At 66.3% G+C, this 15,973-nt stretch carries 17 protein-coding genes; 6 read left to right on the forward strand and 11 right to left on the reverse strand.

Going from position 1 to position 15,973, the window contains the following annotated elements:
• Positions 1 to 162 precede the first annotated feature (162 nt).
• The 5 genes from WEB52_11625 to WEB52_11645 all read right to left on the reverse strand — a co-directional run bounded on the left by WEB52_11625 (position 163) and on the right by WEB52_11645 (position 4,773).
• A complete protein-coding gene (locus tag WEB52_11625) occupies positions 163 to 1,542 on the reverse strand; it encodes a DUF5667 domain-containing protein (GenBank protein ID MEX2227085.1) in 1,380 nt (459 codons plus the stop codon).
• Positions 1,539 to 2,138 (reverse strand): sigma-70 family RNA polymerase sigma factor, encoded by a 600-nt coding sequence (locus tag WEB52_11630; protein MEX2227086.1) that lies wholly within the window; start codon positions 2,136 to 2,138, stop codon positions 1,539 to 1,541. Before WEB52_11630 ends, WEB52_11625 begins: the two co-directional genes overlap by 4 nt.
• A 299-nt stretch (positions 2,139 to 2,437) precedes the next feature.
• The gene (locus WEB52_11635; protein ID MEX2227087.1) at positions 2,438 to 3,784 is read right to left on the reverse strand and encodes an FAD-dependent oxidoreductase; all 1,347 of its coding nucleotides are present in this window, start codon (positions 3,782 to 3,784) and stop codon (positions 2,438 to 2,440) included.
• Between the two features lie 27 nt (positions 3,785 to 3,811).
• Positions 3,812 to 4,093: a zf-HC2 domain-containing protein gene (locus tag WEB52_11640; protein ID MEX2227088.1), complete on the reverse strand. Its 282-nt coding sequence runs from the start codon at positions 4,091 to 4,093 to the stop codon at positions 3,812 to 3,814.
• A complete protein-coding gene (locus tag WEB52_11645) occupies positions 4,090 to 4,773 on the reverse strand; it encodes a sigma-70 family RNA polymerase sigma factor (protein MEX2227089.1) in 684 nt (227 codons plus the stop codon). Before WEB52_11645 ends, WEB52_11640 begins: the two co-directional genes overlap by 4 nt.
• A 153-nt stretch (positions 4,774 to 4,926) precedes the next feature.
• On the opposite strand from WEB52_11645, the gene WEB52_11650 reads away from it, so the two are divergent.
• A complete protein-coding gene (locus WEB52_11650; protein ID MEX2227090.1) occupies positions 4,927 to 5,565 on the forward strand; it encodes an MBL fold metallo-hydrolase in 639 nt (212 codons plus the stop codon).
• Positions 5,566 to 5,577: 12 nt separating this feature from the next.
• Here WEB52_11650 and WEB52_11655 read toward each other — a convergent pair whose 3' ends face one another.
• The 3 genes from WEB52_11655 to WEB52_11665 all read right to left on the reverse strand — a co-directional run bounded on the left by WEB52_11655 (position 5,578) and on the right by WEB52_11665 (position 8,170).
• Entirely contained in the window at positions 5,578 to 6,186 is a 609-nt protein-coding gene (locus WEB52_11655; protein ID MEX2227091.1) for a GNAT family N-acetyltransferase, read from the reverse strand.
• Positions 6,187 to 6,321: 135 nt separating this feature from the next.
• A complete protein-coding gene (locus WEB52_11660; GenBank protein ID MEX2227092.1) occupies positions 6,322 to 7,050 on the reverse strand; it encodes a phosphatase PAP2 family protein in 729 nt (242 codons plus the stop codon).
• A gap of 115 nt (positions 7,051 to 7,165) precedes the next feature.
• Positions 7,166 to 8,170: a M23 family metallopeptidase gene (locus WEB52_11665; GenBank protein ID MEX2227093.1), complete on the reverse strand. Its 1,005-nt coding sequence runs from the start codon at positions 8,168 to 8,170 to the stop codon at positions 7,166 to 7,168.
• Between the two features lie 532 nt (positions 8,171 to 8,702).
• Between WEB52_11665 and obgE the strand changes: the two genes are divergently transcribed.
• Entirely contained in the window at positions 8,703 to 9,980 is a 1,278-nt protein-coding gene (obgE, locus tag WEB52_11670; GenBank protein ID MEX2227094.1) for a GTPase ObgE, read from the forward strand.
• On the forward strand, positions 9,977 to 10,564 hold the full coding sequence (gene nadD / locus WEB52_11675) for a nicotinate-nucleotide adenylyltransferase (GenBank protein MEX2227095.1): 588 nt from the start codon (positions 9,977 to 9,979) through the stop codon (positions 10,562 to 10,564). Before obgE ends, nadD begins: the two co-directional genes overlap by 4 nt.
• A 34-nt stretch (positions 10,565 to 10,598) precedes the next feature.
• Here the strand turns inward: nadD and WEB52_11680 are convergent, their stop codons facing one another.
• Positions 10,599 to 11,312: a class I SAM-dependent methyltransferase gene (locus WEB52_11680; protein MEX2227096.1), complete on the reverse strand. Its 714-nt coding sequence runs from the start codon at positions 11,310 to 11,312 to the stop codon at positions 10,599 to 10,601.
• A gap of 177 nt (positions 11,313 to 11,489) precedes the next feature.
• Between WEB52_11680 and ruvB the strand changes: the two genes are divergently transcribed.
• The gene (gene ruvB, locus WEB52_11685; protein ID MEX2227097.1) at positions 11,490 to 12,545 is read left to right on the forward strand and encodes a Holliday junction branch migration DNA helicase RuvB; all 1,056 of its coding nucleotides are present in this window, start codon (positions 11,490 to 11,492) and stop codon (positions 12,543 to 12,545) included.
• Positions 12,546 to 12,547: 2 nt separating this feature from the next.
• Here the strand turns inward: ruvB and WEB52_11690 are convergent, their stop codons facing one another.
• Positions 12,548 to 13,159 carry a hypothetical protein gene (locus WEB52_11690; protein MEX2227098.1) on the reverse strand — a complete coding sequence of 204 codons (612 nt, stop codon included), beginning with the start codon at positions 13,157 to 13,159 and terminating at the stop codon, positions 12,548 to 12,550.
• 132 nt (positions 13,160 to 13,291) lie between these two features.
• On the opposite strand from WEB52_11690, the gene WEB52_11695 reads away from it, so the two are divergent.
• Positions 13,292 to 13,945: a hypothetical protein gene (locus tag WEB52_11695; protein MEX2227099.1), complete on the forward strand. Its 654-nt coding sequence runs from the start codon at positions 13,292 to 13,294 to the stop codon at positions 13,943 to 13,945.
• An 11-nt stretch (positions 13,946 to 13,956) separates the two neighbouring features.
• On the opposite strand, the gene WEB52_11700 is transcribed toward WEB52_11695, so the two are convergent.
• Positions 13,957 to 14,139, reverse strand: a complete 183-nt coding sequence (locus tag WEB52_11700; GenBank protein ID MEX2227100.1) for a hypothetical protein — start codon at positions 14,137 to 14,139, stop codon at positions 13,957 to 13,959.
• A gap of 414 nt (positions 14,140 to 14,553) precedes the next feature.
• On the opposite strand from WEB52_11700, the gene WEB52_11705 reads away from it, so the two are divergent.
• Positions 14,554 to 15,912 carry a GH1 family beta-glucosidase gene (locus tag WEB52_11705; GenBank protein ID MEX2227101.1) on the forward strand — a complete coding sequence of 453 codons (1,359 nt, stop codon included), beginning with the start codon at positions 14,554 to 14,556 and terminating at the stop codon, positions 15,910 to 15,912.
• Positions 15,913 to 15,973 lie beyond the last annotated feature (61 nt).

Consider the following 15,973-nt stretch of genomic DNA (forward strand, 5'->3'; position numbering starts at 1 on the left):
CGGCTGCGCGGAGGTTGTCGTGCGAGGAGATTCTTCGCTTCGCTCTGAATGACGGGTGTTGCGATGGTACGCGTTGCGCGGCGAGATCGTTCGCGTGCGCTCACGATGACGATGCGGGCGTGTGGGCACGCGGGCTGAAAGCCCGCGCTCAGGTTGCGTTGGCTACTCTTGCGGCACTACGGGGTCCGCGAGCTCGATGCGGTTCATGATGAAGATTGGGATCTCCGCCGCATCGCCGTAGGCGGCGCGCAGGGCGGGCCGGTCGATGACGAGCGTCTGACCGTCCTTGGTCAGGCGCATCTGCACTTCGTCGAAGAGGCCGGCGCGGAGGATGAACCAGTACATGTCGCCGTTGCGCGGGTTGATCGTCACCAGCGACGTGCCATCGACGTTGGAGAGTTGCACGACGGCGCTGTTGACGCCCATGACGCGCCAGCCGTCTTTCTCGGACGGGATGAGCGTGGTGAGGCGTCCGGCGGAGAGCCGCACCCAGAGGACGCCGAAGACGGTATCGACGGGCTCGGCACCGACGCCGATCTCCGGCGTTTCGGCGGGTACGGACGTGGGCGCTGGCGGTGTCGGGTTGGCGCCACCGGGCGTGGCCGTGTCAACGGGGGTTGCCGTAGGCTCGGGCGTATCGGTTGGGGACGGATCTTCGGTCTCGATCGGGTCGACGGGCGTCAGGACGCGCGGCAGCGGGTCCTGCGGATCGTTGACGATCTGGACGAACGTCACCTGGTAGCCCTCGTCGGAGACGGTCTTTGCCTCGGCGAGCTGAGCGGCGGCTTCGGGCGCGACGTGATCTTCGAGTTCCGCGAGCACCGTGCGCTGTTGCGCCGTCACTTCGTTGAGGCGTTCGGTCTCGCCGCGGTCGAGCTTGCCTTCGTTGGCGGCGCGCACGAGCGGTTCCGTCTGGTCCTTGAGCCGTTCGAGCACGCCAGGTCCGATGATCCGGCCCTTGGCGGCGAGTTGTTCGATCTCCTGTGAGCGTTCCTGGGCGATGTCGAGCCGCACGTCGCGCTCGGCGCCTTCGGAGAAGGCGAGGGCGAGACGCACGCGCTCGGTCTGCAGTTTGACGCCGTACTGCCATTCGCCGGGGAGCGCATCGGAGGCGGACGCGACGGTGTAGGTGGAGAGTGACATGAAGAGCGCGATCGCGGCCATGCCGCTGGCAAGGGCACGGAACGGCGTGCCGAACAGCGGAACGCGCCGCGACTTCGTCGCGCGCTCACCGATGCGCAGGCGGTGCGCGGTCATCAGGAACTTGACGCGAGCGGCGGCGAAGAACGACGGCGACGGGTCGTTGTCGTAGACTTCGGCGAGGCGCTGGCCGGTGGCGATGAGAAAGCGTTCGCGCGACGAGCGTGCGAACTCCTGCGAAGGTTGCACGCCGTAGGCATCCTGCAGCGCAGCGGCGGCGAGCAATCGCGCGCGCAGTTGATCTGCGTGCCGCGGATAGCGCCGGAGGCACTCGTCGATGTCCCACTGGCCTGTGGCCAGCGCATCGAGGCACGTTTGCAGGTCGGTCTCGAACTCGCTCATAGCTCCTGAATCGCCGGCTGGCGATCGACCTCCGGGATCAACATTTTCTGCAGCTTTGCTACAGCCTTGTGCTGCAACGCCTTCACGTTGCCTTCGCGCTTACCGAGCGCCTTCGCGGTCTCGGCGATCGAGAGTCCGACCGCAAACCGCATGGTGATCACGTCGCGTTGCGCTTCGGGCAGCAACTCCGCCGCCCGGCGCACTTCTTCGAGCGTGATCCGATCTTCCACAACCGACGACGGGCTTTCCCGCACGTCGACCATGTCTTCGGTCAGTTCCGACGTCGGCCCGCCGCGCTGGGCTGAGCGCCGGAAATGCGTGGCAATGTGGTTGTGAGCGATGCGGAAGAGCCATGACGAGAACGGCACGTCTCTCCAGCGGAAGCCCCCGATCGCGCCGAGCATTTTCAGGAAGACCTCCTCGGTGAGGTCTTCGGCCTCGGCCACATTGCCGACGCGCGCTACCGCATAGCGATAGACACGCGGCATGTACCAGTCGTACAGGTCGGCGAGGGCTGCCTGGTCGCCCATCCGCGCACGGTCGACGGCATCCCGTTCGACGTCCAGCGGGATGGGCTGCGGAGCGGGGATATCCAATCCCGGTGCCTCGTTTCTGAGCGAAGGAGCCAATGGCATGTTACTCGCTCACCCAAAAGGCCGTCCAAGCGCGCCCGCAGCACCTCACAGACACCACACCACCCATCAATTGTTACAACGCGCAGATTTGGAAAAGGTTAACCCGGGCTAGCAGGGGGGAACGGCTGGGGAAGCTGGGATTCGGTGGGTACGCTCAACGGGCGGAGGGGACCGAGAGGGGAACCTGGAACCTCGAACCTTGAACCTCTGGGTCGTGTTGGTCGAGCCGAAGGCTGGTTTGAGGTTCCAGGGTTGATGCGCTAGGCCGTGGGCACTGCCTCCTTGACGCAGAGGGCGCCTGCCGCGCGGTCCGCGACGATCGCGTCGGACGCCTGCATGGCGGAGGCGAGTACGGTCTCGGCGAGGGTGTACGGGAGGTCGCGGCCCTCGCCGGCGAAGCAGAGGTTGCGCGCGACGGCGGAGCGCAGCGGCACACGCGCGTCTTCCATCTGGCCGGGGATCCAGCGTGCGGAGGAGACGCGGGCGGCGGGCAGCGTGCGCTGGACCACCGCGGCCGAGCGCCAGCCGGCGAAATGGCGGTCGAGGCCATCGACGAGTTGGTGTTCGCGGGCGGCGCGCAGCGTTTCGTCGGCGGCCTCATCGGGCGAGAGATAGGCCATGGCGTGCAGCAACTGCTGGCCTTCGGGCGCGAGGTCCGGCGTCACCTCGGAGTGCAGGCTGTAGTACAGGTCGTGCTCCGTATCGAACACGAACGTGAGGTCGGTGCGCAGCCTGCGGTCGAAGCCGAGGTCGATGCAGACGGCGCGCACGTCGCGCATGCCGCTCCATCGCGAGAGTTCCGCCGCCAGTGGCGAGCCTTGCTGCGCGAGCGCGGGCGCGTCGTCGGGCGGAAGCGTGGAGACGAAGGCGTCGGCCTCGAACCGGCGTGTGCCGGCGAGCGCAGCGACCGCGCAATCGCCGTCGATCTCGAGCCGATCGACGTGCGCGGCAGTGACGAGTTCGCCGCCGTTCGCCCGCAACTCGTCGACGAACGCCTGGCAGATGGCGCCCCAGCCGCCGCTCATGTATCCGACGTAGTCCTTCGCGAAGAGGTTGCGCTGGAGGTGCGAGATGAGCCATCGCGCGCTGAGTTGGGACGCCGGTCGCGTGTACGAGTTGACGACGCCCAATGCCATGACGAACTGGCGCACCAGCGGATCGCTCGTGTGCTGGTCGACCCACTCGCCATACGTCATATTGCCGAGCCTGTCGGGCTTTTCGGAACGCAGCGCGAGCATCATCGAAGCGATCCGCATGCGCCCCGGCACGGAGAACAGTTTCGTCGCGAGGAGTTGGTGCGGTTTGGCGCCGAGCGACGCGAAGCGGTCGCCGAGCGACCAGTAGCTCTTCATGGCGTCGGGGACGTTGTAGGGCAGCGACGGACGATCGAGGCGGCGCAGGACATCGCCGAGGAAGCCGCTGCCGGGGCGGAACATGGCGTGCGGGCCGTAGTTCAGCGTGAAGCCCTTGTCACTGTAGGTGCAGGCGCGGCCGCCGGGCTGATTGCCGCGCTCCAGCACGACGGTTCGCATGCCTTCGCGCGCGAGGAGAGCGCCGGTCGCAAGGCCAGCGAGGCCGCCGCCGATGATCACCACATCGGATTTCATGTCGTACTCCTTCTCTCAGAACGTTGCTTACGGGTCGATGATTCCTTCGGCGAGGACTTGCACCGGATTGGCGTGGTACGCGGGATCGGAGAGCGCGCGCACGAACGTCGCATAGTTTTCGCCACCGAAGGTGTGCAGCGGCGCGCGGCCGTTCTTCTTTACGAAGCGCACAGTGCGGATCAGATTCTTGTACGACACGGCGCAGACGTCGCAGGCGCGCAGGTGCGCTTCGACGCCGGCGCGCACGCCTTCGGAGAGTTCGTCATCGATGAAGTCGGACAGCAGCTCGTCGATCTGGTCGCAGTTCATGCGTCCTCCTTTTGCTCTTTCGCGCGCGCTCGCTCGGCCTGCTTGGCGGCGCCGGTGACGCTGCAGCCGTTGCACTCGTTGTTGGGGTCGACGAGCTGGCAGCGCGTCTCGAAGACGCCGGTCATCGTCTTGCGGGCGCGGTGCAGCTCCGTCTTCACGGACGCGACGGAGGCGCCGATGGCGTTCGCCGCCTCCTCGCGCGACATGCCGATCTGGTCGCAGAGCACGATCGCGGCGCGCTGCTTCGCCGGCAGCGACATGGCGATGCAGTTGATGCACGTGGCGGCGACTTCTTTCACTTCGGCGACGCGCTCGGGCGACATGAACATCTGCTGTTCCATCTGCTGCACGAGTTCGCCGTTCTCGCGGAACCACTGCCAGCGCGCGTCGAGATCCCATGGCTTGCGGGCACGCTGGTGGTCGAGGCAGGCGTTGGTGGCGATGCGGTGGAGCCACGTCGAGAGCGACGCGCGCATCTCGAACTCGGCGATCCGGGTGTAGGCCTTGAGGAGCGTGTCCTGCACGAGGTCTTCGGCTTCTTCCCGGGAACCGGTCATCTTGTAGCACAGGCGGAGGAGCGAGGCGCGGTGTTCTTCGGCGAGTTCGCCGAAGGCGTCGCGGTCGCCGGCTTTGGCGCGCTCGAGGAGCGCGAGTCCCCCCTGCTGCTGCCGAGCATCCACCTGCTGTATCTCCCTTCTGATCTGTTAGACGGGCGGGCGTAGGAAAAGGTTACATCGTTGGTGGTTGGTGGCTGGTCGCTGGTGGGCGGGAGGTGGAGGCGAGTTGGAGGAATGTGCCTGCCGCTTCGAACGTGTGTGCGTTAATCTGGCGGCATGGAAATCACCTGGCTTGGGCGCGCTTGCTTTCGGATTCGGGCGAAGGAGGCGACGGTCGTCACGGATCCGCCGGACAAGTCGAGCGGGCACAGCCTCGGGCGCCCCACGGCCGACATCGTCACCGTCAGTCATTCGGATCCGGCGCACAGCTACGTCGAAGGGGTGGCGGGATCGCCGCGGGTGATCGACGGGCCGGGCGAGTTCGAGATCTCCGGCGCATCGATCATTGGGGTGAGCACGTTTCGCGGCAAAGAGAAGACACCGGAGAGCGGGCGCAACATCGCGTTCGTAATCGAACTCGAAGATTTGCGCATCGGACACCTGGGCGGCATCGGGCACGTTCCGACGTCGGATCAGCTCGAGCAGATGGGCGCCGTCGACATCCTGCTGGTGCCGGTGGGCGGCGGCGACTCGCTCGATGCGCCGCCGGCTGCGGAGACGGTGAGCCTGATCGAGCCGAAGCTCGTGATCCCGATGAACTACAAGACCGACGCCGACAAGGAGAAGCTCGATCCGTTGGACCGCTTCCTGAAGGAAATGGGCGCGCAGAAGTCGGAGACGCACGCGAAGGTGACTGTGACGCGCAGCTCACTGCCGGACGAGACGCAGGTGCTCGTGGTGGATGTGAAGCGGTAGTCGGTCAGTATTTCAGCCGGTCAGTCTTTCAGTCTTTCCGTTCGTTGTACGGGGTTCGGGGCGCCACTCGCTGCGTCGCAGGGAATAGCAGCGGTACTCCTCTTCGATACCGAGGGCTTCTTCGATACCGAGGGCTTCATCACGGTGCATCCAGCGGTCGACGAGATGTAGGCCCGCCTTCTCGAGCACGCGGGCGGAAGCACGATTGCTCGTCGCGCACGTGGCGTAGATCGAGACGCGCGGCTGGATATCGAATACGAACGCGAGCATCGCTTCGACGGCTTCGGTCATGTACCCGCGACCCCAGAGCTCCGGCAGAAGCGCGTAGCCGAAGCTGACGTCACCCCTCGATGCATCTTCAGCATCACCCCAGTTCAGCCATCCGACCGCGTGATAGTTGGAGTGATCCACCATGGCCAGGCTGTACGCAGATCGAGGATCGGCGCTGTTGTGTTTGATGGCTTCTTCGAGCCAGTGCTGACACGCCGCTTCCGATTCGTCGAGCCGCAGCCACGTTTGGTAACGCGTGACACGCTCGTCGCCGGCGAGCGCACGGACGGTGGGCAAGTCTTCGGGCAGCCAGTCCCGCAGGACGAGCCGTGGCGTTCGTAGCTCGAACATGCTTTCAGTCTTTCGGTCTTTCGGTCTTTCGGTCTGTAACGCCTGTTGGTCGGACGTACATACAGTTGGCGCCGACGGCGATGCCGCTCAACCGACGAACGGATCGACTGACGGACTGAAGACTGATGGACGGCCTCAGGCGGGACGCAGGGCGGGCTGAGGGTCGGCCGCGGGCTCTTCCTTTGAGCCGTTGACGCAGATCATCCACGCCGCCATGACGACGAGCGCGCCGATCGCGGCGTCCAGGAAGAAGTGGTTCGCGGTTGAAACGATCGCGAGCAGCATGATCGCCGGCAGGAAGGCGAGCGCGAACGTCAGGACGCGCGGCCAGGCGAACGCGTGCGCGATGCCCATGGCGGCGAGCATGGTGAAGCCGAAGTGAAAGCTGGGCACGGCGGCGAATTCGTTCTTCGCGCCGGACGTTGTCATCGACGCGTGGATCGGGTCGATAAAGCCAAGCTCGGGGAGCATGCGCGGCGGCGCGACGGGCACCATGGCGAAGAAGATCAGCCCGATGGCGGCGGACGCGAAAAACGTGTTGCGGTAGCAGCGGTACATCTCGCGGTCACGCACGTAGACGATCGCGGCGGCGCCGACGATGAGCGGCAGGTACGCCCAGAGATAGATGCGCTCCATTGTCGCGGCGAGCCACGGTTGGCTTTGCACGAAACGTTGCACTGCTTCCTCGTGGAAGAGCCCGAGTGTTTTCTCTATGGAGATGAGCTGGATCGCGTGGTCGACCGCGCGTGCTTCCGTGCCTTCGACGAGGACGCGAATCGCGCTGTAGACGAGGTACGCGGCGACAACGAGCAGCGCTTCGATACCGGCGGTGGCGAACGGTCGCCAACGTGCACGACGGATCATGGTGTGCTTCCTCGGCGTCCAATGTAGCAAGCGCCGCCGCGGGACACGCGTGCAACGCGGGACAGGAGATCACTCGCAACACATATGATGCGCGCCGCGTGACTGCCGGAAATTGTTATGGCAGGTAGTTGATCGGGTTCACCCGGACGCCGTTATCGATGACCTCGAAGTGGAGGTGGGTGCCGGTGGAGTAGCCGGTGCTGCCGACGGTCCCGATCACCTCGCCCTGGCCGACGCTCTCGCCCTGCGAGACGCTGATCGAAGCGAGGTGGGCGTAGAGCGTCTCGATGCCGTCGTCGCTCATGACGACGACGTAGAGGCCGTAGGAGCAGCAGGCGTTGCCGCCGGCGAAGATCACGGTGCCGGACGTGGCGGCGACGACGCCGCCATTGGGGTTGTTGAAGCCGTCAATATCTATGCCGAGCGGGTGGCCGCCGCTGTAGTAGCTGGAGATGTTGCCGTAGAAGGGCCAGATCAGGCCAGAGCTGGACGGCGGGCCCGTGACGACTTCGCCGGCGCTGCCGCCTCCGTCACCGGAAGAGCCGTCGTTCGGAACAGCGGTGGGGGCCTCGATCGGTTCGGCGTCATCGGGGATAGGCTCGGCTTCGGGCGGGGCGGCCGGGAGGGGGACGCCGCCGGGCACGTAGACGAGTTGGGCCTCGGTGATGGCATCGGCGCTGCCGATGCCGTTCGAATGGAATTCGACGATCACCTCGACATCGACGTCGTAACGCGACGCGATGTCGCTGAGGGTTTCGCCGTAGCGCACTTCATGGAGGATGCCATCGCCGGCGGGAATGAGGATCGACTGTCCGAGGACCAGGAAGTCGGAGTCCTGGATCTCGGCGTTGTTGGCGATGATGTAGGTGGGGCTGATGCCAAAGCGCTCGCCGATCGAGCCGACGGTGTCGCCTTCCTGCACTTCGTACACCTGGTAGGGCGGGAGGTCCGGCGGCGGCGCGACGGCGGCGGCGCGCACGACGGCGTCTTCAGAGCTGGCTGCGGCGATGGCCGTCGGCGTGGCGTTGAATGCGTTGATCTGCGCGGCGACTTCCTGCTGTTCGGCAGAGATCGGTTGTTCGGCGCGCAGCGTCTTGTTGATCGCGACGGGGCGCAGCACGGAGACGTCGGTCGTCGGGACGCTGGAACTGACGCCGGGCAGGGAGAGACCGGTGACGGGTGACGCGAAGGCGGTGGACCGGCCCGGGAAACCGCCGTTTGTGATCGTCGCGTAGCCTACTGCGAGAGAGATGATCGCAAGCAGCAGGCCGTGGGTGTGTGGCCTGTGCCGGTGTCGCGGTGAGCGGGGAGTTGCGTCCTTCCCCGTCCCGCCGGGCGTGAGTCGCGCTCGCTGATCCAGCAATGAGCGCGGGCGGAGCGTGCCCCTGATGCTCTCGTTCCTCCCGCTTAGACCTGCAGGTTCCTCGCCCCGCGGTCAACATGAAGCCCACATGACTGTGGGCTCCCGGCTGCACGACGCAGCTCAACTGGCGGCTATTCTACCCCACCTGTCAAGGAAGCGGCATCGGGGGAGGTTTACATATCAACTGTATTTCGGCTGAATCCTCCCTGGTTCAGCTTCGAATCCCCCGAATCCCACCGATCCCTCACCCTTATAATGATCACAATGCAGCATCTCCCGGAGCCATACCTTGATTGACCATGCCGAGATCCGGGTCACGGCGGGAGACGGTGGGCACGGCCTCATCAGCTTTCACCGCGAGAAGTTCGTGACGCGGGGCGGCCCGGACGGAGGCGATGGCGGCCGCGGTGGCGACATCATTTTGGTGGCGAGCGAGGCCGTCAACGGGCTGGGCGCGTTCCGCTATCAGCGGCAGTATCGCGCCGAGCGTGGCGGGAACGGTACAAAGAACAAGAAGCACGGGAAGAACGGCGCGGACCTGGAACTGCCGGTGCCTACGGGCACGCAGGTGCGGCAAGAGAATACCGATGCCATCGTCGGAGAGTTGGTGCGTGCAGGTGACAGGCTCGTCGTAGCGCGCGGTGGCAAGGGAGGGCGCGGGAACACGCACTTCGCCACGTCGCGCAACCAGGCGCCGTACATCTCCGAGACGGGACAGCGCGGCGAAGAGGCGATGCTCAGCCTCGAGCTGAAGCTGCTGTCCGACGTCGGGCTGGTGGGGTTGCCGAACGCAGGCAAGTCGACGCTGCTTGCCGCCGTCTCGCGTGCGACGCCGAAGATCGCGGACTATCCGTTTACCACGCTCGAACCCCACCTTGGCGTTGTTGAGGTGGGATTCGATTCGTACGTGATGGCCGATATCCCCGGGCTTATCGAGGGCGCGCACCAGGGCGCCGGCCTCGGGCTTGAGTTCTTACGTCACGTCGAACGCACGCGGCTCCTGGTGCATGTCGTCGATGCGTCACAGCCGGACCCGGAGCATGACATCACGATCATCGACAACGAACTGGGGTCGTATTCGGACGAACTGGCTTCGCGGCGGCAGATCGTGGCGTTCAACAAGATCGATGTGCCGGAGGCCGCGGCGCGGCGCGCCGAACTGGCGGCGATCGCTGAGCGGCTCGGGCGGCCGCATGTCTTCATCTCGGCGGCGGCGCGCCAGGGCACGCAGGAATTGGCGAAGCTGGCGTTCGAACTGCTCGAGCGCATCCGCGAGGAGGAGCCGCAGCCTTCGCTCGCAGAGATCGAAGAAGCTGAGGCGACCGTGCTGCGACCGCAGCCGCGCGGCGACCGCTTTCACATCGAGCGGGAGGAAGAAGCGTTTCGCGTGGTGGGCGAGCGGCCGGTCGTACTCGTCGAGATGCTGGCGCTGCAGTCGGACGCGTCGCGCGCGGAGGCGATGCGACGGCTGGGGCGCATGGGCGTCGTTTCGGCGCTCAAGCGGGCAGGCGTGAAGCACGGCGATCCGGTCCGCTTCGGCGATATCGAGCTGCGGTGGGAAGAATGAGGATCGGGGTCCTCGGCGGGACGTTCGATCCGGTCCACATCGCACACCTGGTGATCGCGGAGCACGCGCGCGAGCAGCTTTCGCTCGACGGTGTGCTGTTCATCCCGGCGGGCGAGCCGTGGCGCAAGAGCGAGCGCGAGATTACGCCGGCGAAGCACCGGCTGGCGATGCTGCGCATCGCGATCGCCGGTAACGACGCGTTCGGCGTGTCCGACATCGAACTGCGGCGCAGCGGGCCGACGTACACGGCGGATACGCTCGCGAAGCTGGCGGGCGATCGCCTGGACGATGGATTCTGGTTCATCGTCGGCGCGGACGCACTGGCTGACCTGCCGCAGTGGCACGAACCGGCGCGGATCGTGCAGCACGCACGGCTTGCCGTCGCGCCGCGCGATGTGCAGGACGCGAACATCGTCGCGCAGGGGGTGCCGGAGTTTCGCGACCGCATCGACTTTTTCCGGGCGCCGCGGATGGAGCTGTCATCGACGGACATCCGCGGGCGCGTGGCGGCGGGGCAGAGCATCCGATACCTGGTGCCGGACGGCGTCGCGGCGTATATCGCGCAGCAGCGGCTGTACGCGTAGCAGGCTGCCGCGCCCGTACGGGCGAGTGCTGCGATCAGGGTGATTCCGGCGGTGGTATGAGGTTGCCGTTTTCGACGCGCCAACCCGGCGGCAGCGTGCCGGCGATGAACGATGCACGTGGCACCGGCGGCCAGAAGTACGGCCGCAGCTCCGCATCGCGGCTGTAGGCGAAGCGGCTGCGCTCGGCAAGCGACATGAGGCTCTTTGCGCCGGCGATGCGGTCTTCGCGATAGGCGCGCAGCCAGAAGCGCTGCCAGCGGGCGAAGCGCCCCTCCGGCGGCGCGAGATCCCAAAGCAAAGCGATGGCGCCGGGGCGCAGCACGCGCGCGATCTCGCGAAGCGCGGCCTGAGCGCCGCGCACATCGAGGAAGCGGAGCAGGTCGCCGCAGACCGCCATGTCGAAGGATGCGTCGGAGAACGGCAGCGCGGCGGGATCGGCGAGGAACGCGGTGAGCGGACGCGCGTTGCGCAGGAAGTTGCGGCCGGCGCGGCGAGCGAGCCGCGGCGAAGGCTCGACGCCGGCGGCGGAGTGGCGTTCGAACTTGACCGCGTTGTCGAGCAGCAGCAGCCGGCTGCCGGCGCCGCAACCGACCTCCAGGACGCGATGGTCGCGATGGATGAGCAGTTCTTGGTGCAGGCGAAAGACGGGCGGGTTCGCGAGCATCTGGCCGGGGATCGTCTGCAGGAAGCGGCGCCAGGGTGTGCCGGCGAGTTGTCGTTCGCGGCGCGCGATGTCGTCGGGATTCATTGCCGGGAACGATAGGGGTTGTTGTGGGAAGCGGGAAGCGGGGTGCTGGAGGTCGGAGGGGGACGTATCCGCAGATGAGACAGATGGGGCAGAGTCGGAGGTCGGAGGGGGACATATCCGCAGATGAGACAGATGGGACAGATAGGACGGACGGATGAGGGGGTAGAATGGCGCGCAATGGCGAAGGCGCAGGAGCAGCCCGAACGCATCACGACCGGCGATCCGCTCGAGGGGGATATCGCTGCGGATACGTCACTGCGGCCGCGACGGCTCGCGGAGTACATCAACCAGGAGAAGGTCAAGGACAACATCTCGATCAGCATCGAGGCGGCGCAGAAGCGCGGGGAGCCGCTGGACCACGTGCTGCTGTACGGGCCGCCGGGGCTCGGCAAGACGACGCTGGCGTACATCATCGCGGCGGAGATGCAGGTGAGCATCCGCGTCACGTCGGGGCCGGCGATCGAGCGGATCGGCGACGTGGCGGCGATCCTGACGAGCCTGAAGGCGGGCGATGTGCTGTTCATCGACGAGATCCACCGGCTTTCGCGGGTGGTGGAGGAGTTTCTGTACCCGGCGCTCGAGGAGTCGGCGATCGACTGGGTGACGGGCAAGGGGCCGGGGGCGCGTTCGATCAGGCTCGCGATCAAGCCGTTCACGCTGATCGGCGCGACGACGCGCTACGCGATGATGTCGCCGCCGCTGCGCGATCGGTTCGGCTCGGTGTACCGTCTTGATTTTCACGACGTGGACGCGCTGTCGTTGATCATCCGCCGCTCGGCTTCGATCCTCGGGACGCCGATCGATGATGCGGGGACGCTGGCGCTGGCTCGGCGTGCGCGCGGGACGCCGCGCGTGGCGAACAGGCTGCTGCGCCGCGTGCGTGACTACGCGCAGGTGCGCGCGGACGGCGCGATCACGGAAGGCGTCGCCGCGGAGGCGCTGGGGCGGTTGGAGATCGACGCGCTCGGGCTCGACAACGTCGATTACCGGGTGCTGAGGACGATCATCGAGAAATTCGACGGCGGGCCGGTGGGGCTGGAGACGATCGCGGCCTCGATCGCCGAGGAAGCGGACACGATCATGGACGTGTACGAGCCGTACCTGATGCAGATGGGCTTTCTACAGCGGACGGCGCGCGGGCGGCAGGCGACGCGGCTCGCGTACGAGCACCTGGGGCTGACGCCGAACCAGGCGACGCCCTCACCGCAGAAGACGCTGTTCGATCAGGGCTGACGCTACGTCTGAAGCTGGCCGCGGCGGTCGTAGCGGTGCAGCGAGAGCGGTTGGGCGCGGCTGAGCACGCCTTCGGCGCGCTCCACGCGGTTCGCATCCTGCGAGATGACGCCGAGCAGCACGTGGCGGTTGCTGGTGACGCGGTACGGGGCATCGGCGTTGTCGCTCGCGTCCATGCGGAGCATGGCGCCGACGAACGCGCCGAGCGTGCCACCGACGATGATGCCGAGGATCAACCAGTACCAGAAGGCCAACGGCGTGCCGGGAATAGCGGCTAGCACGGCGCCGACGGTGCCGCCGATGACGGCGCCAACGCCGCCCCAGATAACGCTGTGGCGCAGCCAATCGTTGGTGAGTTGCACATCCGCCTCGTGGATGGATGCGTTGTCGACGTGCGATTCAGCATCGGCGACGGTGGCGCCGAGCAGCGAATACTCCGCGCCGTCGATGCCGGCGAGTTGCAGGGCATCGATCGCTTTCTTCGCGGCGCCCATGTTCTCGTAGGCGGCGATGATGTTGTAATCGGAGAACTTCGCTCCGAATGCTTCGGCCTCGGCGCGCACTGCTTCGCCGCGGCCGGACTCGTCAGGCTCCAGGCGTCGGTTCAGGCTCATGGTGATCCCCTCCGCTCGATCCGATGATGCGGGTAGGACGGTCACGCGGGCATTGCCCCGCCAATCGAGCGGGTTTCGATTCGGGATCAATCGCGGGAAGCGGCGCGGTGTTGCGTGGTACATTTTGGAAGCATGACGACAGCGATGGACGACCTGGCGGCGCTGAAAGGCGCGATCGAGCGCTACTGCATCAGGATCTACCCGGAGCCCGTTGCGTTGAATTCGGGTGGGTGGAGTAACTATTACTCAGACGGCAAGGCGGTGACGCTGCATCCGCGGTACGCGCGGATCATCGGGCAGATGATGGCGCCGATCGTGATCGAGTCGGGGGCGGAGGCGATCGGCGGCCTGGCGACGGGCTGTATTCCGATCGCGAGCGCCGTGGCCAACGCGGCATTGGCGCAGGGGCGCGTGCTGCCGACGTTCTTCGGGCGGCCGGCGCCGAAGGATCACGGGCCGCAGACCAAGGCGGCGATCTCGCAGTCCGCGAGCGAGGACGACGCGCCGCTGGTGCGGCCGGGGCGCCGGGTGGCGATCGTCGAGGATGCGGTGACGCAGGGCGGCGCGGCGATGCAGGCCGTCGACGTGGCGCTCGCCGAGGGCTGCGACGTGGTGCTGGTGCTGACGATGATCGAGCGGCACGAAGGCGGCGGCGCGCGCTTTCACGAGCGCGGCATTCCGTTCAGGCGGCTGTTCTACACGCGCGAAGACGGCAGCCTGCACGTCGACGAGGAACTTGAGCGGCGCTTACGCGCGCCCGAATCTTCGAGCTTCACCCAGGGATAGCGCCCGGTCGCTCAGGATGCCCGCTGATCGGGTGCATCATCGCGCGTGCCGGTGAAGCGGCGCGGGTATTCCTGGCGTTTGCGCTCGATGCGGAGCGGGGCAAGGGGTTTCGCAGCGCGGCCGCAGATAAGGCAGCGTGTTTCGTCGTCGATGCGGTCGTACAGCAGCTTGCCGGAGCAGACGGCGCAACGCATGGGAGTGCCTTTCGCGTGAAGGCGGGTGTGGCCGGCGGCAGTCTACGCAGCGCGTATTAACGCGAAGACAGCACGGGTTAACGAAGTGCGAATCGTGATTGCATGCGTGTGGGGTGGCGGCCTCGTTAGCGTATCGCGCCTGCCGGGTGCCACCGGGCGCTCGGAGTCTGCGCGCCGGTGGCCGTACCCTCAACGGGCTGCGGCGAGGAGAACAGGCGACACCGATGCGATGACACACGATGCGGTTCGGCGGCGAGTACGCAATCAATCAAGACGAAACAATCAAGCCCAGACGTGCGCCACTCGAAAAGTGGAAACTTCAAATCAAAAACAATCAAGCCGCAGTCGCGCTCGTAGCCCGTATCGTACTCCAGCCGTACACTCTGGCTCCGATGTGGCGCGAAGGAGTGATGCATGAAGACGGTGCAATTCCCGGCTGACTTTTCGTGGGGCACGGCGACGGCGTCGTACCAGGTCGAGGGTGCGTGGGACGAAGACGGCAAGGGCGAGTCGATCTGGGACCGCTACAGCCACACCGAAGGCAAGATCATCAACGGCGACACGGGCGACGTCGCGTGCGACCAGTACCACCGCTACAAGGAAGACATCGCGCTGATGAAGGAACTGGGGCTGCGCGGCTACCGGTTTAGCATCGCGTGGCCGCGCGTGTACTCGGGCGGCAAGGGCGCGGTCAACCAGCAGGGGCTGGACTACTACAGCCGGCTGGTCGATGAGTTGCTGGCGAACGACATCATGCCGTTCCCGACGCTGTATCACTGGGACCTGCCGGAGGCGCTGCAGGACGATGGAGGTTGGGCGAACCGCGACATCGTCGAGCACTTCACGACGTACAGCGAGACGGTGGTGAAGGCGCTGGGCGACCGGGTGAAGAGCTGGATGATCTTCAACGAGCCGTGGGTGTTCACGTTTTTGGGCTACCTCTTCGGCGTACACGCGCCGGGGCTGCGTGACACGACGGACGGGCTGCGCTCGACGCACATCGTGAACCTCGCGCAGGCATCGGCGACGCGCGCGATCCGGGCGCTCAACCTGGTGGATGCGGTCGGTACGGCGTACAGCATGTCGTCGACGTATCCGGCGAGCGACAGCGCGGAAGACCGCGCTGCGGCGGAACGCCAGCACGGGTTCAGCAACGACTGGTTTCTGCGTCCGACGATGAAGGGCGAGTACCCGCGCGCGTACGTCGAGCAGGAGCGCGTGCTGGACCGTATGGACATTCGCAGCGGCGACATGGAGTTGGTGAAGGAGCCGCTCGACTTCATCGGCGTGAATTTGTATCAGCGGTCGATCGTCGCGCACAGCGAGAACGACCGGAACATCGGCGCGCGGCAGACGCCGGGGCCGGGGCCGCGCACGGACTTCAACTGGGAAGTGTGGCCGGCGGCGATCTACCAGATGCTGATGCGCGTGCATCGCGACTATGCGGGCGTGCCGATCTACGTGACGGAGAACGGCTGCTCGTACGGCGACCGGCCCGACGCCGCCGGGCGCGTGCGCGATGACCGGCGCATCGAGTTCCTGGACGGCTTCATCGGCCAGGTGGGGCGGGCGATGGCAGAGGGGGCGGACATCCGCGGCTATTACCTGTGGACGCTGATCGACAATTTCGAGTGGGCGATGGGGTACAGCCAGCGCTTCGGGATCATCGATGTCGACCACAAGACGCAGAGGCGGACCGTCAAGGACAGCGGGTACTGGTACCGCGACCTGATCGCACGCGGGGAGATCGCGTACGACGAGACGCTGGTGTAGGTCGCTGGGAGGTCGGAGCAACTGTCTTGCTCACGCAGCCACCCCGAGGTAGGAGGCGTCC

It is taken from the genome of Dehalococcoidia bacterium (assembly GCA_040902535.1).
GTDB lineage: Bacteria > Chloroflexota > Dehalococcoidia > DSTF01 > JACRBR01 > JBBDXD01.